18 protein-coding genes and 1 riboswitch are annotated in these 19,340 nt (G+C 28.1%); of the genes, 13 read left to right on the forward strand and 5 right to left on the reverse strand.

Going from position 1 to position 19,340, the window contains the following annotated elements; all coding sequences use genetic code 11:
* Window positions 1-234 precede the first annotated feature (234 nt).
* Both V6137_RS04215 and V6137_RS04220 read left to right on the forward strand, forming a co-directional pair.
* A complete protein-coding gene (locus V6137_RS04215) occupies window positions 235-606 on the forward strand; it encodes an HsmA family protein (RefSeq protein ID WP_425446634.1) in 372 nt (123 codons plus the stop codon).
* Between the two features lie 24 nt (window positions 607-630).
* Complete coding sequence (locus V6137_RS04220; RefSeq protein WP_425446635.1) at window positions 631-1,179, forward strand: TetR/AcrR family transcriptional regulator; 549 nt, start codon at window positions 631-633, stop codon at window positions 1,177-1,179.
* A gap of 72 nt (window positions 1,180-1,251) precedes the next feature.
* Here V6137_RS04220 and V6137_RS04225 read toward each other — a convergent pair whose 3' ends face one another.
* Together V6137_RS04225 and V6137_RS04230 are read right to left on the reverse strand one after the other, a co-directional pair.
* Window positions 1,252-1,461 carry a hypothetical protein gene (locus V6137_RS04225; protein ID WP_425446636.1) on the reverse strand — a complete coding sequence of 70 codons (210 nt, stop codon included), beginning with the start codon at window positions 1,459-1,461 and terminating at the stop codon, window positions 1,252-1,254.
* A gap of 215 nt (window positions 1,462-1,676) precedes the next feature.
* Window positions 1,677-1,841, reverse strand: coding sequence for a hypothetical protein (locus V6137_RS04230; RefSeq protein WP_425446637.1), 165 nt, complete (start codon window positions 1,839-1,841; stop codon window positions 1,677-1,679).
* 357 nt (window positions 1,842-2,198) lie between these two features.
* On the opposite strand from V6137_RS04230, the gene V6137_RS04235 reads away from it, so the two are divergent.
* The 4 genes from V6137_RS04235 (at window position 2,199) to V6137_RS04250 (ending at window position 4,576) form a co-directional block, all read left to right on the forward strand.
* Window positions 2,199-2,393: a tyrosine-type recombinase/integrase gene (locus tag V6137_RS04235; protein WP_425446676.1), complete on the forward strand. Its 195-nt coding sequence runs from the start codon at window positions 2,199-2,201 to the stop codon at window positions 2,391-2,393.
* 181 nt (window positions 2,394-2,574) lie between these two features.
* Complete coding sequence (locus V6137_RS04240; RefSeq protein WP_425446638.1) at window positions 2,575-2,754, forward strand: NUDIX hydrolase; 180 nt, start codon at window positions 2,575-2,577, stop codon at window positions 2,752-2,754.
* Between the two features lie 442 nt (window positions 2,755-3,196).
* Window positions 3,197-4,018, forward strand: coding sequence for an EFR1 family ferrodoxin (locus tag V6137_RS04245; protein WP_425446639.1), 822 nt, complete (start codon window positions 3,197-3,199; stop codon window positions 4,016-4,018).
* Between the two features lie 84 nt (window positions 4,019-4,102).
* Window positions 4,103-4,576, forward strand: coding sequence for an IS66 family transposase (locus V6137_RS04250; protein WP_425446640.1), 474 nt, complete (start codon window positions 4,103-4,105; stop codon window positions 4,574-4,576).
* 18 nt (window positions 4,577-4,594) lie between these two features.
* On the opposite strand, the gene V6137_RS04255 is transcribed toward V6137_RS04250, so the two are convergent.
* The 3 genes from V6137_RS04255 to V6137_RS04265 are packed head-to-tail and all read right to left on the reverse strand — an operon-like array spanning window position 4,595 to window position 7,072.
* Window positions 4,595-5,398 carry a MetQ/NlpA family ABC transporter substrate-binding protein gene (locus tag V6137_RS04255; RefSeq protein ID WP_425446641.1) on the reverse strand — a complete coding sequence of 268 codons (804 nt, stop codon included), beginning with the start codon at window positions 5,396-5,398 and terminating at the stop codon, window positions 4,595-4,597.
* A gap of 17 nt (window positions 5,399-5,415) precedes the next feature.
* The gene (locus V6137_RS04260) at window positions 5,416-6,066 is read right to left on the reverse strand and encodes a methionine ABC transporter permease (protein WP_425446642.1); all 651 of its coding nucleotides are present in this window, start codon (window positions 6,064-6,066) and stop codon (window positions 5,416-5,418) included.
* The gene (locus tag V6137_RS04265; protein ID WP_425446643.1) at window positions 6,059-7,072 is read right to left on the reverse strand and encodes a methionine ABC transporter ATP-binding protein; all 1,014 of its coding nucleotides are present in this window, start codon (window positions 7,070-7,072) and stop codon (window positions 6,059-6,061) included. Before V6137_RS04265 ends, V6137_RS04260 begins: the two co-directional genes overlap by 8 nt.
* Window positions 7,073-7,208: 136 nt before the next feature.
* Window positions 7,209-7,313, reverse strand: a riboswitch (SAM riboswitch).
* A 237-nt stretch (window positions 7,314-7,550) separates the two neighbouring features.
* Between V6137_RS04265 and V6137_RS04270 the strand changes: the two genes are divergently transcribed.
* From V6137_RS04270 to V6137_RS04300, 7 genes are all read left to right on the forward strand, one after another.
* Window positions 7,551-7,862, forward strand: a complete 312-nt coding sequence (locus V6137_RS04270; RefSeq protein ID WP_425446644.1) for a P-loop domain-containing protein — start codon at window positions 7,551-7,553, stop codon at window positions 7,860-7,862.
* Window positions 7,863-8,311: 449 nt separating this feature from the next.
* On the forward strand, window positions 8,312-10,033 hold the full coding sequence (locus V6137_RS04275) for a hypothetical protein (protein WP_425446645.1): 1,722 nt from the start codon (window positions 8,312-8,314) through the stop codon (window positions 10,031-10,033).
* Between the two features lie 291 nt (window positions 10,034-10,324).
* Window positions 10,325-11,746 carry a hypothetical protein gene (locus V6137_RS04280; RefSeq protein WP_425446646.1) on the forward strand — a complete coding sequence of 474 codons (1,422 nt, stop codon included), beginning with the start codon at window positions 10,325-10,327 and terminating at the stop codon, window positions 11,744-11,746.
* Between the two features lie 77 nt (window positions 11,747-11,823).
* Entirely contained in the window at window positions 11,824-12,195 is a 372-nt protein-coding gene (locus tag V6137_RS04285) for a hypothetical protein (RefSeq protein WP_425446647.1), read from the forward strand.
* A gap of 269 nt (window positions 12,196-12,464) precedes the next feature.
* Window positions 12,465-12,698 (forward strand): TIGR04540 family protein, encoded by a 234-nt coding sequence (locus V6137_RS04290; RefSeq protein WP_425446648.1) that lies wholly within the window; start codon window positions 12,465-12,467, stop codon window positions 12,696-12,698.
* 16 nt (window positions 12,699-12,714) lie between these two features.
* Window positions 12,715-15,906 carry a helicase-related protein gene (locus V6137_RS04295; protein ID WP_425446649.1) on the forward strand — a complete coding sequence of 1,064 codons (3,192 nt, stop codon included), beginning with the start codon at window positions 12,715-12,717 and terminating at the stop codon, window positions 15,904-15,906.
* Window positions 15,907-19,143 (forward strand): Eco57I restriction-modification methylase domain-containing protein, encoded by a 3,237-nt coding sequence (locus V6137_RS04300; protein WP_425446650.1) that lies wholly within the window; start codon window positions 15,907-15,909, stop codon window positions 19,141-19,143.
* The last annotated feature ends 197 nt before the right edge of the window (window positions 19,144-19,340 follow it).

The raw sequence follows: 19,340 nt of genomic DNA on the forward strand, positions 1-19,340 counted from the left end.
CATATAAGCATTAAAAAGTAATCATAGAAGGATTGACCTATGAAAACTAAATAGAATTATTGATGGAAACTATCCAGTAGAAGTTAAAAGTATATAAAACCTACTGGATGGTTTATTTTTATTTATTTCTATTAATTTTGTGTGAACATGTTCATGAAAACATTGACAATTAACTACAATCTACGTATAATAAATATATGAACACGTTCATTTAAAGGAAAGGTTGGTGTTACTATGTTGTTATTGGCAATCATTACTATCACACTTGCTCTTGTACTATACTCGGTGGGTGTTTGGGGAGAAAAGTTCCAGAAGACTTTAAAGCCATGGCATGTGGTCATATTTTGGTTTGGTCTTGTCTGTGATACAACGGGTACAACACTTATGAGTATGATGGCGGAAAGTTCAAATCCTTTTAATTTCCATGGGATTACCGGTGGAATTGCAATTTTACTAATGCTTTTTCATGCAATATGGGCAACAGTGGTATTAGTACGTAAGAAAAAATCAATGATGGAAACCTTTCATAAGTTCAGCCTAATTGTATGGATTATTTGGCTGATCCCATATCTATCAGGTCTTATTGTTGGCATGGGAGGAAGATAAAAACTATATCAGGAGGGATTAGGAATGCGTAAAAAAGATGAAACTTTGCAACGGAGAATCTTGGATTTGGCAAGAAATATGGCAAACACAACTGGCCCAGATTCCATTACTATCCGTAGGATTGCAAAAAAAGCTGGGGTAGCTACGGGGACGATTTATAATTACTTTTCTAGTAAAGAGGATATTTTGCTTGCCTTGACTGAAGAATACTGGTACAAAACATTGATGGGAATGGATGAAGCGATTACATCAGAAACTTTTTACAGACAGTTAGAGGAAATATATGAATTTCTCAGTCGGCAAATCCATCAGTCGGCAGGGATGCTTATGGGCAGTTTGACCAATGTAGAAACCGCAGGACGGGCACGTATGCAATCTATGCAGCAGAAATTGGGGGAAATGCTCATCCAGCGCATGGAAGAGGATGATACTATATGTGAAGACATTTGGAATGGGCACTTTACAAAGGAGCAATATGTAAGTTTTATCATAATGAATATGATGCTACTTCTGGAAAAGAGGGCACCCAACATGGATTTCTTTATTGAAGTAGTCAAACGTACTATATATTAAGGTATAATAAATAGCATCTACTGAGGTAGGTGCTTTTTATTATGGGTGAAATTTTAGATGAAAAATAAAGATTTAAATAATTAAATTAATTAACCAATGGAAAAAGAAACCTAAAATACCCCCTATAAATAAAATTATAAGCATTTCTATGGCATTTATAACATCATCAGCACTTTTATAAGAATGTATTATTGGTATTAAAGGTAAAGAAGTATCTACAAACTTTCTAAATAAATAGTAGACAAGAAATGCAAAAACAAAAAAGAAATAGTAACTACTCATATTAACCTCCAAAAAAGTTTTTGATAAAAATTTTGCCCAAAAGTACTTTTGTTTAGTATATAGTTATAGATAAAAAGTAAATATAATTATATTTTACCAAATTAACCAATAAAAAAGAAGAGGGAAGGATCTCAACGGAAAAAATCTAAATTTAATAATAAGTTCTTTAGCTAGGATATTTTCTAATGGGACTAATTAAGGTGTTTTTTTATGCTTTAGTTCTTTATCATAGTTATTTTAGGAGCTATAGGTGCATTTTCTATCTTATAGTTAAGTTTTAAATGATAATCTATTATATTTCTGTCGTAAACATATATGATAGTACATAGAAGAACGTATTTTCTTTCTGTATATATCGATATTTCATATCTAATTTTCAAAGGGTATTAGATATTGTTATCTTTCTATTTTTAGCTATTTTCCTTGCGTATTTTGATTTAATCTTTCTTTTGGGTCTCAGTATATTTAAGTCTTTACAAAGTCTATATACCTTTTTTTATTAATAATTAGATTGTATTTTTTATTTAAGATAATAGTTACTTTAAAATATCCGTAGAATTCACAGCCTTGTGTTGCTATAATTTTAAGAACGGTTGTAGCACTATATCTGGCACTAATCCATTTTTTGAATATTTTTACTTTCAAATAGTTAAACATGGATTTTCACTTGAAAAATTTACAATGAAAGATTGGATAGGTTATACTTAAATAGACAGTAAAAACTCGGACATGATAATATAAATAAAAATGTTTCCATACATGTCCTTAGAGATTCATTTGCTACTCATTTGTTAGAAGCTGGTACGGATTTAAGGTATATGGGAGATCTACTTGGACACAAAAGCTCAAAAACAACTGAGATATACACTTATGTATCAAAAACAAACTTAGGTAATATTAAAAGCCCATTAGATAAGATATTGAACAGCTAAGTATACATGTCAAATGTTGCATAATATGGTACAATAAAAGGGAAGAAAAAAACAGACATAATAAAATTTTCCCGACACAAAGTGTCATTAATCCATTTATATAGATTAAAAAAGCGACAGTCGGGGATGCAATAGTTATGTGAAACTACACCTATAAATTAAAAGCATGGAGGAAAAAACAATGGAAGCAGTCATAGGTTGTTCGGTAATTATATATGACCATGAAGGTAGAATACTAATTAGTAAGAGAAGTAGGATGAAAGAGCAGTTTCCATTAACTTGGGAGAATATTGGTGGAAGACTTGAGCATGATGAAACACCAGAAGAATGTATAAGAAGAGAGGCTAAAGAAGAGATTTGATGCCTTCTTAACGATTTAAAGATATTTAAGGTTTATGTAAATATAGAAGAGAATACACAGTATGTCATTATTGTACTTACATGTAGATTAGAGAATACTGAAAGTATAAACCCTAATTATGAAATAGAAGATATTGAGTGGATTACTAAAGATAAAATAAACAACTATAATTTCTGCACAGAAAATAATAAAAAGAGGTTATTTGATTTTTATGAAGAGTTTAAATATTAGTTAAGAGGTCATTTATAAGAATAGTAGAATAGGTTTAGTTTATACCTTTATATATTGGTTATGTAGCTGGCCTCCCATCATCCTATGATAAAATTTATAGAATGACGGGAAGCCTTGGACCGTTATACGAAAGTCGAACTTAACAATTAACAGTCACTATAGTGTAAATGCATTTAGGAATTTATAAAAAATAAGGACTTAGGGTGATAATATGCAAATAGATAGATTAACAAGAATAATTTTTTCGCCGACTGGCACAACTAAAAAGATAGTTGAAGAAATATCAAAGGGACTTAAAATAAAAAATACAGATACAATTAACTTAACTAAGACAGATATACGTCAGAATTTCAATTTGAGTATAAATAAACATAATGAACTTCTAATTATTGGTGTTCCAGTCTATGAAGAAAAAATTCCCAAAATAATTGAAAAAACATTGAAAAATCTTAGAGGAAAAGGTCAGCCAATAATTTTGATAACGGTTTATGGTAATATTGGTAGTGGTATATCGCTTAAACAATTAAGAACATTAGTAGAAGATGTTGATTTTAGAGTCGTAGGAGCAGGATCATTTATAGGTGAGCATTCATTTTCGAATGGCGAATTAAAAATAGCAAAAGGAAGACCTGATGAAAGAGACTTAAAAAAAGCAAAACAATTTGGGAAAGAAATAAGACAAAAATTAAAATATATAAGTGATATAGAGAACATTCCAGAATTAAAGTTGGAAGGTAAATTACCATTAATAGCTAAAATATTGCCTAAGGATAGTGCTAAGTTATTTGCTAAGATACCGACTGTTGATAAAGAAAGATGTAATATGTGTGATATATGTATAAATGTATGTCCTGTAATGGCTATTGATGAAAAAAATCTTAGAATAAATAATGAAATATGTTTACACTGCTTCGCTTGTGTAAAAAAATGCCCTAAAGAAGCAAGAAAAATAAATTTTAAAAAGAAAGAATTAGTAAAATTATTTTTGAGGAAAAAGGGGAGTGGAAGAAAAAAACCACAAATTTATTATTAGATCGAGTTTGACCATCGTATAACAAAGAGTTTACAGTTCCACTCCTGACGTCATTTCACTCAAATTCTTGAACCTAAGTCCAAGTTGACAGCTAAATTAAATTGGTATGAGGAACAATTTAGGTTAAGTCAACAAAAGCATTTTGGCAAATATCCTACAAGCAAATCATATATGAGGCTTTATTGCACTGGCACTTTTGAACCTCAGATTTTCTTGTATGAATATCAGCCCTCTCGGGCTAAAAAGCATCCAAAGAATTTCCTCAAAGACTTTAAGGGATTTCTTCAAATCGACGGATATCCTGGCTATAATGCTGTTGAGGATGTCACATTGGTTGGTTGTTTTGCTCATGCTAGACGTGGTTTTACAGATGCTTTAAAGGCACGTCCTAAAGAAGCCGTCGTATCTAAAACCACAGCTGGGGAAGGTGTTAACTTCTGTAATGAATTATTTAAAATTGGAAAAACATTAAAAGATTTATCGTATGATAAACGTTATGAAAGATGCCTAAAACAGAGTAAATCTGCTCTTGAGCATGGAAAGAAAGGTAAGAGCTAATTAGCCCTTACTTTTCTATTAAAATGCTGGAATAACACCACCATTATAATTTTCTTCTATATATTTCTTAACTTCTTCAGATTGTAAAGTATCAAGTAAAGTTTTAAGTTTAGTGTTATCCTTATCTTCAGGTCTTATTGCAATTATATTAGCATATGGAGAATCCTTATCTTCAAGTAAAATAGCATCTTCTGTAGGTACTAATTCAGCTTCAAGAGCATAGTTACCATTTATAATAGCAGCATCAACATCTCCCATAACCCTCGGAATTTGAGCCGCTTCCAGTGCTTTAAATTTTAAGTTTCTTGGATTTTCCACAATATCTTTTTCAGTTGCTTCAAGACTTGAATCTTCACTTAATTTAATTAATCCATTATTTTCAAGAAGGATAAGGGCTCTCCCCCCATTTGTTGGGTCATTGGGGATGGCGATACTAGCTCCGTCCTTTAGATCCTCGATTGACTTTATATCTTTGGAATAAACACCCAATGGTTCAACATGAACCGTTCCAAGGGATATAATATCAATACCTTTATTTTCTGCGAAACTCTCCATGTAAGGTACGTGTTGGAAGAAGTTAGCATCTATTTCTCCTTCAGCTAAAGCTAAGTTGGGTTTAACATAGTCAGTAAACTCAATAATTTTTAAATCGATACCTTGTTCCTTTAAATCATCCTTTATAAGGTTTAGAAGTTCTGAGTGGGGAACTGGAGTTGCACCAATCTTTAATACTTGACTTTCAGCTTCCTTTTTTCCACATGCACTTAGAATAAGTGTTCCTAAAATACTAATAATCAATACAGTAATAATTGTTTTTTTCATTCACATAACCTCCTAAATTATTTTTTGTTTACTATTTTTGCAACTTTATTACCTGTTAACTGTACAGTTTGAACAAGCAAAATTATTAAAATAACAGATGCAATCATAACATCAGTTTGAAAACGGTAAAACCCATAACGTATTGCTAAATCACCAAGGCCTCCTCCCCCTATGGCTCCAGCCATGGCAGAATAACTTATTAAGTTTATTATTGTTAGGGTAGTACCTAAAACTAATGATGGCATTGCTTCAGGTATTAACACTTTGAAAACTATTTCTGGAACACTGGCACCCATGGCTGATACAGATTCTACTATACCCTTATCCACTTCCTTTAAGGAACTTTCTATAACCCTTGCAACAAAGGGACAGGCTGCTATAGATAAGGGGACAATACTTGCAGTCGTGCCGATTGTAGTGCCAACAATCAACTTGGAAATAGGGAAAACCAAAATCATTAAAATAATAAATGGAAATGATCTACTTACATTGACTATTGTTCCTAAGATATAATTAAGTTTTGGTTTTTGCCATATGCCATTTTTTTCGGTGATTACTAGTAATATTCCTAAAGGAAAACCTATAAGTAATGAAGCAAGAGTTGAAGCAAATACCATGTATATAGTTTCTAGAAATGGCGGTAGTAAAAGGTCGATAAAATTATCCATTCCAAATCACCTCCAACCTTATATTTTCAGTTTTTAACCATTCAGTGACAGTTTTAATTTTTTCATTGTCTCCAAATATTTGTATAATCAAATTTCCAATGCTTGTGGTCATAAGTTCATCGATATTTCCAGATAAAATATTAACATCTATATCAAACTTTCTTATTATTTGAGAAATAATAGGTCTTTTAGATACATCTCCAACATATTTTAATCTAATCACCTTAGAATTTGGCTCCTTTGGGAAATTAAGCTCTTCTTTAATACTGTGATTTATATTAGAAACAAAACTTTTGCCGGTTTCTGTTTTTGGATTAGAGAATATTTCCTCAACTGTATTAAGTTCTATGATCTCACCATCTTCAATAATGGCTACTCTATCACAGATTTCCTTTATTACCTCCATTTGATGAGTGATAAGAACTATGGTTAATCCAAATTCATTTTTTACTTTTCTTAAAAGATTTAGTATGGATTTTGTTGTCTGAGGATCAAGGGCTGATGTGGCTTCATCACACAGTAATAAATCAGGTTTATTGGCTAGAGATCTTGCAATTGCCACTCTTTGTTTTTGACCACCACTCAACTGTGACGGATAAGAGTTTTCCTTATCAGACAAATCAACAACGGATAATAATTCCTTAACCCTTCCCTTTATTTCACTTTTTTTATGTCCAGAAAGTTCTAAGGGTAAAGCCACATTATCTGCAACGGTTCTAGAACTTAAAAGATTGAAATGTTGAAAAATCATACCTGTTTTTTTTCTCATGTTTCTAAGTTCCTTTTTATTAAATTTTGTTATATCATTACCTTCTAAAATTATATTTCCGCTGGTAGGTTCTTCAAGACGGTTAAAGGTCCTAATAAGTGTTGATTTTCCAGCCCCACTTAAACCAATTATTCCAAATATCTCATTCTCTTTTATATTAAGATTTATATTTTTAAGAGCATAAAACTCACTATCATCATTTCTAAATACTTTGGTTAAATTATTTACTTTTATCAATTAGACCACCACCCCTTTAATAGATTAATGTACTAAAACATTTTAGATATAGAAATACCCCTTCCAATAGGTTTTTCTTTTCAAAAAAAAGAAAAACCACTTTCTAAATGAAAGAGGTTCACGTGCGATTATTCCTCTCTCATCTTTCGGTATACATATACCGCTGGAATTAGCACCTTGTGTATTAACACCGGTTGCTGGGCTTCATAGGGCCAGATCCCTCCGCCTCTCTTGATAAGAGTTCTGTATTTATTTGTTGCTTAACATTATACTTATAACTAAAACAAATGTCAATAGATTTTTTTTAGAAATGATTTCATACTAGTATTTGGTGATAAATAAACTTAATTTTTAGTAAAAAAACATCTAGAATAAAAAAGTATGGGACAAACACATGTATATATTAAAAATCATAATATATATACTAGATAGAATATGAAAACGAGAATGAATATCAAATAATAAGGAGTTGATTATTGTGTCTAGTAAAATTAAAAGGGTTTTTCCAGGGGGAAATACTTCAAAGGGTTTCTATTCATATTATGATAATATTATAGAGAAGGATGCAAATAGGATATTTATATTAAAGGGTGGACCAGGTACAGGGAAATCATCTTTAATGAAGAGTATTGGAAAAGAGATGCTAAACAAAGGTTATGATATCGAATATCATCACTGTTCATCAGATAACGGCTCCATTGATGGTGTAGTTGTACCAAAACTTAAAGTAGCTATGATAGATGGTACAGCACCCCATGTAGGTGTCCGTAAACACAAATTAACTGTTTGAGCTACCTACTTGCCTTTTAAGATTGTGGTGTAGAGACTAAGGAAAATTAGAATATATTCAGATAGAGTAAGGGGCATCTATGGGAATAGGTGTTTTTTATTGTGTTTGGGTATAATTTAAAATGAAAAAAATAAAAAAAGAACAGATTATAAGAAGGATTAATGAAATTATATATTAATTAACAGTAGGGAAGAATCAGTAGACTGAATTAATAAAGGTATATCTAGTGGGTTATTTTGTAAGATAGATGTTTTGAATCAATATATTTTGTTTTTATGCAGAAAATTAAAGTAATAATTGATAAGAAAATACAAACTGTTGAAGGGATTTAAGTGAAAAATGTAGAAATAAACAAATTAAAAGGTTTAATTTAATATATATTTTTAAAATCTATTAAATTAAGGCATTGAATTATATGTTCAAATATAAAAATAAAGGGGGAAGAGGTTATGGACAAGGATACATATGTTCTAAATTTTATGGGACGATCAACAATAGGAAAGTCAAGAATTATTAGTACGTGTATACAAGATAAAGAAATTGGAACATATATTCACAAGGATAATATTAATGGCAAGACTAAAACTAATATTATATATGTTATAAATTATGATAAAGATAATACTTATAAATTTATTCCTAAAGTGAATTATATATTTGAAAATTATTTAACAAGAACTGAAGATAAAGTAAAATTTGAATTAGAATCATTTAAAAAAGCATTTGATGAAGTTAGTAGTGAAAAAGATTTTGAAGGTATAGAGGAGTTTATAAATCAAATTGATGATATAGAGGAATTAAAAACATGGATAAAAAAATATATAAAGAGAATTCAAAAACATCTTATCAAATTGGTAGAGCTAGAAAAATGTGAAAATGAAAATCAAAAGATACTGTTTTATTGTAAATTGTTTGAGGAAAATTTGATTTATAATAAATTATTTGACATAGAAATTGAATTAAAGGCATCGAAAAAGTTTAAAAAGGTATTAAGAAAATATGAATTAAAACGTATTATATTAATAGATACAAGGGGAGTCTTTGATGTGCCTGATAAACTTCAAAGAAGTTTTACTAAGTACAACCCAGATATAAATATTTTTATATTTGATGAGAAAGGTATGACAGATCATCTACTTAAACAAATTTATGATGAGTTAGAACCTATGTTTGGTAAATCTTTTGAAATTTGTATTAGAACAACAACACCTTTAAGTGTTCCTGTGTTATCAGATGTGGATAATTGTATACATCCAACAGGAGATAAAAATTTAACTAAAAAGTTTGATACTATTATTAACTTTCTTAAACAAAAAAATGTTCTTGAAGGAAATACTGTGTTTGATATTAGATTGCGAGAGCAATTGGGAACGATATTGCCAGAAATACCCAATAAAAATGACTATGAGCTTGAGGATCAAGAAGTACAAAAACATAATGATAAGTATGATAGAATCGTTTGTGCACTCTTTGATAAAGTAATTGGGCTTAAGAAGCGAGAAGAAGAGGCGATAGCAATTATTAAAGAAAAATGTAAGGATCCATATTATAAAAAAACTTTAATAGATTCTGTTATAGATGGAAAAGAAAGATCAATATGGATTAAATATGCCAAACGATGTTTAAAGTCGATAAATGGCGAAGGAAACCACTTAACTCCTAAACCACAAGCAGAGACAATACAAAGACATATTAAAAATTTATTTTTCGAGGATAATCCAACTAGATGGGCAAAAAGAGAATATATGTGTAATATTGTGACATATGAAGCTGCAAATTTAATAAATGAAGCAATAAAACAGATTAGGGAAATCAAAGATCAACTATCAGATGAACAGTTATCAGAATATATCTTTATTCTAAAAAATTCTTTATCTGCATGTCAAAATTCTTTGGCTGAATGGCAGTCATATGTATTTTTTAAAGATAGAGGAGTTAATAAAAAAAGAATACCTAGTAAGTATTATTATAAAGCTTACAGTGATACAGTTGTTTTTTCAAAAGGTGGAACCATATATTATACAATCTATGACGAGTTAGATGCTGGAAGCTCAACTAAGTGCCACAAATCTTCATTATTAAACTGTATTATTCGAGCTGTGACTGAATTGATGCAAGAAAAATTAAACATTGAAAAAATAACCATAAACGATTCAGCTATTAGCAAATAAATGAATGGTTTATAGTTACCTTATATATTGAAAAAAATAAATACTTATAAATATGTATAATAAAAGCATCTGCTTAGGTAGATGCTTTTTATAGTACATAAAATTTAAATATTTGGAAAATTAAATAGGAACATTTTTACAAGGTCATGTAAATAATATAGTATTTCAATAGTCGATGCTATTTATTGTTTATGTTATGCTAAAAGATAATATAGATAATAGATTGATTTTGAAATGATATAAATAAGTTTTATAATCATTATTGGTTTAACTTCAAAAGGAGGAGAATTTATGAATATAGAAGAATTTGATATAGAAGAGTATGTTAAAAATTATATTCTTGAAGGAAAAGATGAACAAAGTTTGTCTCAAAAAGAGTATGATTATTACTTAGATAAGAAAGATAGTCATATAAAAAATGTGCAAAATTGGTTGAAATATTTTAATTGCAGTGGAAAACTAGAAGTTTTTTCATTTGAAAATAAAGTTTTAGAATATTTTCCTATTGAAAAATTTGATGAAAAAGATATTTCAAAATTTATAGATCACATGTTTTCATTAAAAGATGAAGGAGAATTTATTGGAAATAAATTGATTTCTAATCTGTCAAAGATTTCTATTGATAGCATAAAGAATAAAACAGAAGAAAGGTCATACGAGTTTTTCTATATAGAAAAGCCTTCAAAAAGTGAATTTAGTCAAGATTTGGATTTATATAAAAATAAGAAAAGATATTTAATTAGAAAAACACCATTGGAGGTAAAAACGTTAATAAAGGGCTGTATAGATGAATTAGAGATATTAAAAGGAGAAAAAGTTTTGTCAAATCTTAGCTATGTGGTAGATTATGTTGCAGATATTTTATTACAAATATTTAATTACTGGGTAATTACGATAGAAAACTTTAATTACAAAGAAAAAATTGATGTGACAAGACGTATAGAATTATATCTAAAAGAATATAAAAAATCTCTAATAAGATTTAAAAAGAATAGAAAATTTAATACAGAATTGAAAGATGCGGTGTCTATTTTTGTTTCTTTTTTAGAAAAAAGGAATGATTATGGTAATTATATTAATATTTTTAAAAAGTTAGAAGAAGAACAAAAGGATGAACCTGAATTTTTTGCATCTCCAAGAGATATTTATAGAGTAAAGAAAGAAGAGATGGTTTCAATAAAAGAACAAAAAAAAATTATAACAGAAGAAAGTAAAGTTGATAATTACAGTGATAAGTTGGAAAAAACAAAAGAAATAATAAAAATATTTTCTCAATATGGCTTACGAAATGCTGATGTTAATGCTATTTTTGATAGAAAGGTGTATTTTAGGGAAATTTATTTAAGTAACTCTAAGTTCAAACGACAATCTAAGACAATAGTTCGTAAATATTTGAAGAATATTCAAAAGAAAAAAAATAAGGGATATAGTACTAAAGAAATAATTAATTCATTTGAAAAAGAATCAGAATATAGGTTTTTTCGTGAAAAAATAAGTAGAGGATATTTTAGGGAGACATGTGATATAAGATTATATAGTGTAAAAAATAAATTACAAAAAAAATTATATGAAGTATTATTGGATACGTTATTGATTTATGATTACAAAATTTCTATTGAATATTTACAGAAAATTATAAGTGAACTGATTCCAATTTGTTTCAAGCACATTGATGATCTTCTGGAAACTATATATGGGAATAGGATTTTTTGAAAAAAGCATTCTGTGACAAGCTAATTTTTTTGTTGTAAAATTTGAGTAAATTAAAAATTAGCTAGGAGGATGTAAATATGGATATTTTAAAAGGTAGAATTGTAGAAATTGAAAAAAATGTAAACAAAATAACATATGTGACTCAGCAAATAAAGAAAAATGAACAGCCTAAATATGACGATAGATATCCAGGTGGATGTGGGACATATGTAACAGGTAGTGAATATTTAGGAACAACTCTAGAGGTGAAAATTTTTATTTATGACTTGAAGCGTTGTATTTATTTTGATATTTATGAATATGTGTTATTAGAAAATAAAAAATGTAGGATTTCATCTAAATTATTAGACCATGTTGTGACTTCAAATGTTGGAAAGAAAGTAAATGTGGGTATTGATGATAATAATAATTATTTTGATATGTCTCAATTAGATGTTATACCCCAATAATGTAACGAGCTATTTAAAAGGTTTTTTGATGATTTCGTATAGATATAGCATTATAATTTATTGTTTATAGAACAAGAGTTTAGAATATTTATGCTAATTTATATGAAATACAAAGAGCATCTATCAATAAAGGGTAGGTGCTTTTTTAGTGCATAAAGGAGAAACTTCAACAATAACATTGCCATATGTAACCAATAAGAGTATAATTAAAATATAAAAATGATATCTTTTAAATACAAAAAGAAGGTGATGCATGATTGGAAATTAAAATGTTTTATAAAAGTCAACTTGAAGTATCTAAAGTGATTAATGAACTGATTGATGGTTACTGGAATGATGAAATATCAGAAGAGTTACTTATAAAGAATACAAAAAAATTAATAGAATATAATAAACCAAAAATCATTAAGAATGGAGATTATACAACTGTATTAAAACAAAAATGTGGAAAAAGGAGATTAGGAGTTTTAAGTAAAATATTAGAAATAATTGAGTCTAGATAGTAAAGGGGGCAATATATTGGGAGTTCATAATGATTTAACCTTTTTTACAAATGAACCAGAAAGGAATCTTTATGATCGATTTAATAAGATTCTAAAGTCAAATACACAATTTTATGATATGCTTGTTGGATATTTTAGGACAAGTGGATTTCATTTAATGTATCCAGCAATGAAAGATGTTGAGAAAATAAGAGTTTTAGTAGGACTAAACGTAGATGGAAAAACTGTACAAATTATTCAAAAATCTAAGGAAGAACAAATGTCTTTTGAAATGTCACATAAAGAAGTAAAGAAGGAATTTTCAGATGATGTAGCTGAAGAAATGCAGAATTCAGAAGATAGTTACAGGGTAGAAAAAGGTGTTAAAACTTTTATTAAATGGCTTCAAACTGGGAAAATAGAAATGAGAGTATATCCTGATGCACCAATTCATGCCAAGGTCTATATTATGCGAAAGGATATGGAGAAAGTTCCAGATCAATATGGAACAGTCATAACAGGTTCAAGTAACTTTTCAAAATCAGGTCTTGTAAATAATCTTGAGTTTAATGTTGAATTAAAAGATAGTAGAGATGTTGAATTTGCATTAAATAAATTTGAAGAACTTTGGGAACGTTCTGTAGATATTTCTGATGAATATATAGAAACAGTAAATGAAAAGACATGGATTAGAGAAGATATTACACCTTATGAACTTTTTCTAAAAACATTATATGAATATTTCAAGGAAGAAATTAATGAAGATAAAAATGAAACTTGGGAAGAGATACTTCCTGATGGTTTTATGAAACTTAAATATCAAACAGATGCTGTAATACAAGCTAAAAAAATACTAAAAGCCTATAATGGTGTTTTTATAGCTGATGTAGTGGGTCTTGGTAAAACTTTCATATGTGCAATGTTAGCACAAAGATTGAGAGGAAGAAAGTTAATTATATGTCCTCCAGTTCTTAAAGAGTACTGGGAAAGGACATTACAACAATTTGAAGTGGCAGCTAAGGTTGAATCATTAGGAAAATTAGATAGTATTCTTGAAGATAATGATTTAATAAAAAATGTTAAATATGTTTTTATTGATGAAGCCCATAGATTTAGAAATGAAAAGACTGAGAGTTTCCAAAAACTCCATCAAATTTGCTATAACAAGAAAGTTATTTTAATAACTGCTACACCACAAAACAATTATTCTAGTGATATAGCTAATCAGATCTATTTATTTCAACCCAAAAACAATAGTACCATTATACCAAACAATAAAAATATAGAAGGATTTTTTAGTAAATTAGATAGAAAATTAAAAAAATTAGATAAAGGGACACAAGACTATTCAGAAACATTAAAAGCCAACTCAGAAATTATTAGAGATCAAGTCCTTAGAAATGTAATGATTAGAAGAACTAGAAAAGAGATTATGGAATACTATAAAGATGATTTAGAAAAGCAGGGACTTAAATTTCCAGAGTTAGGTGATCCAGACAAAATTGTTTATAGTTATGACGACCATATAGAAACTGTATTTAATCATACAATATCGTGTATTCAAAAACTTAAATATGCAAGATATAAACCACTGACTTACTTAAAAGATATTACAAAAGAAGTAGCATCACTTTTAGTATCTCAAAGGAATATGTCAGGTTTTATGAAGTCTATTTTAATTAAAAGACTTGAAAGTAGTTTTGAAGCATTTAAAAAGACTTTAAATAGATTTATAAAATCCTATGAAAAGTTCTTAAAAATGTGCTTAGATGGAGAAGTTTATATTAGTAAAAAAGTTGATGTATATGATCTTTTAGATAATGGTGATGATGAAAAACTTATGGAATTAGTTGAAGAAGATATTGTCCAATACTATTCTATAAAATCTTTTAATAAAGAGTTTATACCTTCAATAAAACATGATTTAAATATATTAAAGGAACTTGAAGATGAGTGGGAAGAGATTATAGAAGACCCAAAAAAAGAACAGTTTCTATATGAACTAGAAAATAATGAAAAGATAAAAGATAAAAAAATCATTATATTTACAGAATCAAAGGAAACAGCAGATTATGTTGGAGCTTATTTGGAAAACTATTATCCAAAAAGGGTATTGGTTTATAGTGGACAAGGTTCTAGGACAGTAAGGCAGGAGATAGAGGCAAATTATAATCCTGATTATGTATATGAAAAGAAAAATGATATTGATTTTTTAGTTACAACAGATGTATTAGCTGAGGGAAAAAATCTTCATAGGAGTAATGTCCTTATAAACTATGATTTACCATGGAATCCAACAAAAATAATGCAGAGGGTAGGACGTATAAACAGAGTTGGAACTAAACATGATAAAATATATGTATTTAACTTTTTTCCAACAGCTCAAGCTAATGCTCATTTACCGTTAGAAGAAAATATCATACTAAAGATACAATCATTTCATGATACTTTAGGAGAGGATTTTAAGTATTTATCAGATGATGAGGAAGTTTCATCACATAATCTTTATAAAAAGTTAAATAGTAAAGAAACCCTCGAAGCAGAAGAAAATGATGAAGAATCTGAATTAAAATACTTAAACATTATTAGAGAAATTCGAGACAATGATGAAAACTTATATGAAAGAATAAAAAGATTACCTCAGAAGTCTAAAAGTGGAAGAATACTAGATGATATTTCAAATGATAAGACAGTTACATTTTTAAGAAAAGGTGGGCTTAAAAAGTTTTTTATGGGAGATAGTAAAGATTCAAAAGAAATATATTTCTTACAGGCAATGAAATATTTAGAGGTAACTCCCAATGAAAAAAAAGTAAAAACTCCAAAAGTTTATTTTGAACATTTAGAACTAAATAAATTAGGTTTTGAAATAGCTCTTACGGAAGAGAAGGAAATTATTACAGAAAAATCTTCAAAGACAGGAAATGATGCAAAAGTAATAAAACTTTTAAAAGCTATTTCAAAATGTAAAGCCTTTACAGATAACCAAGAGACATTAATAAAGAAAATGAAAAAGATATGGGAAGAAGGAAATATACCAGCAAGTATTTCAAAAGAAGTTTTAAAACAAACTAAAGGTATGAATGATCCAGTAAAAATTTTCTATGAAATAAAGGAAATAGTTCCAGAAAAATATTTTGAAGAACGTAAGATAAAGAAGAAGGTAAATTTATCAGGAGATATGAAGGTTATACTGTCATCATACTTAAAAAAGGGGGATAGAGGATAGATGAATACTGCAAAAATAAGTATTTTGAAAGAGACATTTGATAATAAATTCAATATTAAACGTTTTAGAAAATTCACAAGAGATTTTTTAAATGAACCAGAAATGCTTAAAGAAGCTAGACACACAGATATATGGAAAGAATATGAAGATCATATAAAAGCTTATTATATTATTGCTAAATATACAGATAATGAAGATAATGATTTGATCGTAATGACAGTGGAATTAAAAAGAAATACAAGTGTAGATAGAGCAAGAAGTATGCAAAGAAATTTTATTTCTAAAGTTTTAGATAATAATAATTTGGATGCAGCCGTTGTAGCATTTTATACAGAAGATGAGCCAAGTTGGAGGCTGTCTTTTGTGAGGTTAGATTACACTCTTACAGAGAATGGGATTGACTTGAAGTTAACTCCAGCTAAAAGATACTCATACTTAGTAGGTGAAAATGAACCAAATCATACTGTAAAAGAACAGCTAAGATATATATTTAAGGATGATAATCACAATCCCACATTAGAGGATATTCAAGATGTATTTAGTGTTGAAAAGGTTACAAAAGATTTTTTTAATCAATATAAAGAGAAATATTTAGAATTAAAAGAAACTATACATATATCTTTTTTAGATGCAAGTATTGAAGAAAGGTTTTGTAAGAAATTTTTAGGACAAATTTTATTTTTATATTTTTTACAAAAAAGAGGTTGGTTAGGAGTAGGAAAAAAAGAGCAGTGGGGCAATGGAGATAAAAATTATATAAGGAATCAATTTAATCTTGTTATAGAAAAAGAGCAGAATTTTTATACTGATTTTCTTGCTAAATTATTTCGAAGCTTAAATGATAGTGCGAGGGTGTTATTTTCTAAAGAGTTAGACTGTAAAGTACCTTTTTTAAATGGGGATTTATTTGATACGATAGGTAAATATGATGTTATTATTAATAATAGTTATTTTTCAAATGATAGCAATACAGGTCTTTTGGATATTTTAGATACTTATAATTTTACTGTAAATGAGAATGATCCAATTGAAATAGATGTAGGCATAGACCCTGAGATGTTAGGGGAAATTTTTCAGAGATTATTAGATGTCAAAGAGAGAAAAGATACAGGGTCTTTTTATACTCCTAAAGAAATTGTTCATTATATGTGCCAAGAAAGTCTTATTAATTATTTAGTTAATGAATGTGATAAAGATTATAATTTTATAAAAAAATTTATTAATGAATGTTATAATGATTTTCCAATAGATGAATATAGTTTTCAATTTCAAGAAAAAGTTGAAAAAGCGTTACAAACTATAACAGTTATAGACCCAGCAGTAGGATCAGGAGCTTTTCTTTTAGCTATGGTTATAGATATAGTAAAAATAAGAAAAAGTATTTCACCAGATAAAAGTAATTATCAATTAAAATTGGAAACAATAGAAAATTCTATTTTTGGTGTAGACATTCAACCATCCGCAGTTGATATAGCAAAGCTGAGATTAAACTTAACTTTGATTATTGATGAAAAGGATGTAAAGAAAAATCCTACCCCTTTACCAAACTTGAACTATAATATATGTTGGGGAAACAGTTTGATAGATGAAATAGAAGGAATAGATATGAATGATATAGACATAAATAGTGAAAATATATTAAAGTTAATTAAAATGGAAAAAGATTTTTTTAAGACACACACTAAAAAGAATAAATTGACTTTAAAAAGAAAAATAGAGGAACATATTGTATCTATTATAGCGAAGACATCAAAGGCAAAAATATATGATATTTATAATTATTTAAAAATGGACAATACTCATAGATATTTTTTATGGAAACTAAATTTCCCAAGAGTATTTAAGGAAAAAGGTGGATTTGATATTGTTATTGGTAATCCACCTTATGTAGGGGAAAAGGGGAACAAAGAGATATTTAGACCAATTGCTAATACTAGTTTTGGCAAAAAGTACTATAAAGGTAAGATGGATTTATTTTATTTCTTTTTTCATAAGGGAATTGATATCTGTAGAGAAGGAGGAATTATAGAATTTATTACAACCAACTATTATACTACTGCAAATGGAGCAACAACTTTAAGGTTAGATTTTAAGAATAGGACTAATGTTTTGAAATTACTTAACTTTAATGAATTAAGAATATTTGAATCTGCGTTAGGTCAACATAACTTAATTACATTATTAGAAAAAGGTTGCTTGAAAGAAAACTTAGATACTGAAATAGTTAATGTGAAAAAAGAGGGGTATGCAGACAATAGAAATTTGAAAAAAATATTAGAAAACATAGATGACGAAACTGATTATTTTATAAAAGACAAGACTAGTCTATTTGATGGTGAAGAAGCATATATGAGAATTATAGAAGGGTCAGACAGTTATTTGAATTCTATTTTAAATAAGATTTCTAAAGGAATAAAAATTGGTGAAATTTGCAATGTGAATCAAGGGATTGTATCTGGTGCAGATAAATTGTCAAATAGACATATTAATAAATTTGGAGTAAAAGGTAGAAAAGGTGAAGGTATTTTTGTATTGAATGAAGATGAAATAAGAGAAAAAAACTTTCAAATACAAGAAAAAGAATTATTAAAACCTTTTTATAAAAATTCAGATATTTCAAGGTATAAGTCAAATATTAACACTGATAAGAAAATAATTTACATAGATAGAAAATTAAAAAATATTGGCGATAAATTTCCTAATTTAGAAAAACATTTTCGTAAATATTATCCTATATTGTCTCAGCGAAGAGAAGTAAAAAAAGGGTCTATAGAGTTTTTTCATTTACAATGGGGGCGAAACGAAAAAATATTTAGAGGAGAAAAAATAATAGCTCCTCAAAGAAATAAATTAAATACTTTTGCATATAATGATAACCTGTGGTATTCAAGTGCAGATGTGTATTATATAACACCTAAAGATAATAGTATAGAGTTAAAGTATTTATTAGCGATATTGAATTCTAAATTGTATTACATATGGTTTTATTATAGGGGAAAAAGAAAAGGTGAGGCTTTAGAATTGTATCAAACTCCATTAAAAGAGACACCTGTTTTATTGACTAAAGATAGGATGAATGAAATAATTGAATTAGTGGATTTAATACTTGTTGAGAGTGATGAAAATAATAGAAAATTATTAGAAACAAGAATTGATAAAATTATATACCAAATATATGATCTCAACGATAAAGAAATAAAAAAAATTGATGAGATTGTACATAAAAAAGGTTTTTAATTATAGAAAGTACTGTTAAAAAATATAATTTTAAACATTAAAAAAGGAAAAAAGAAACTGTTACAACAGAAGAATTGAAGAAATTAAGATATATATTAAATGATATGGATTTATAATAACGAAAAGTAGCAATTTTACTACTTTTTTCTTTTTGAAGGATTTTCAACACACATTATAAAAATAATACATTGATATGT

Origin of the sequence: Dethiothermospora halolimnae (genome assembly GCF_037577855.1) — a bacterium.
GTDB classification, from domain to species: domain Bacteria; phylum Bacillota; class Clostridia; order Tissierellales; family VENL01; genus Dethiothermospora; species Dethiothermospora halolimnae.

Coding starts and splice junctions, on each gene's coding strand:
- V6137_RS04260 (WP_425446642.1), bottom strand. CDS start 6,066: ATGGATAATTTTATCGACCTTTTACTACCGCCATTTCTAGAAACTATA.
- V6137_RS04255 (WP_425446641.1), bottom strand. CDS start 5,398: ATGAAAAAAACAATTATTACTGTATTGATTATTAGTATTTTAGGAACA.
- V6137_RS04215 (WP_425446634.1), top strand. CDS start 235: ATGTTGTTATTGGCAATCATTACTATCACACTTGCTCTTGTACTATAC.
- V6137_RS04225 (WP_425446636.1), bottom strand. CDS start 1,461: ATGAGTAGTTACTATTTCTTTTTTGTTTTTGCATTTCTTGTCTACTAT.
- V6137_RS04245 (WP_425446639.1), top strand. CDS start 3,197: ATGCAAATAGATAGATTAACAAGAATAATTTTTTCGCCGACTGGCACA.
- V6137_RS04280 (WP_425446646.1), top strand. CDS start 10,325: ATGAATATAGAAGAATTTGATATAGAAGAGTATGTTAAAAATTATATT.
- V6137_RS04300 (WP_425446650.1), top strand. CDS start 15,907: ATGAATACTGCAAAAATAAGTATTTTGAAAGAGACATTTGATAATAAA.
- V6137_RS04290 (WP_425446648.1), top strand. CDS start 12,465: ATGTTTTATAAAAGTCAACTTGAAGTATCTAAAGTGATTAATGAACTG.
- V6137_RS04275 (WP_425446645.1), top strand. CDS start 8,312: ATGGACAAGGATACATATGTTCTAAATTTTATGGGACGATCAACAATA.
- V6137_RS04220 (WP_425446635.1), top strand. CDS start 631: ATGCGTAAAAAAGATGAAACTTTGCAACGGAGAATCTTGGATTTGGCA.
- V6137_RS04240 (WP_425446638.1), top strand. CDS start 2,575: ATGGAAGCAGTCATAGGTTGTTCGGTAATTATATATGACCATGAAGGT.
- V6137_RS04285 (WP_425446647.1), top strand. CDS start 11,824: ATGGATATTTTAAAAGGTAGAATTGTAGAAATTGAAAAAAATGTAAAC.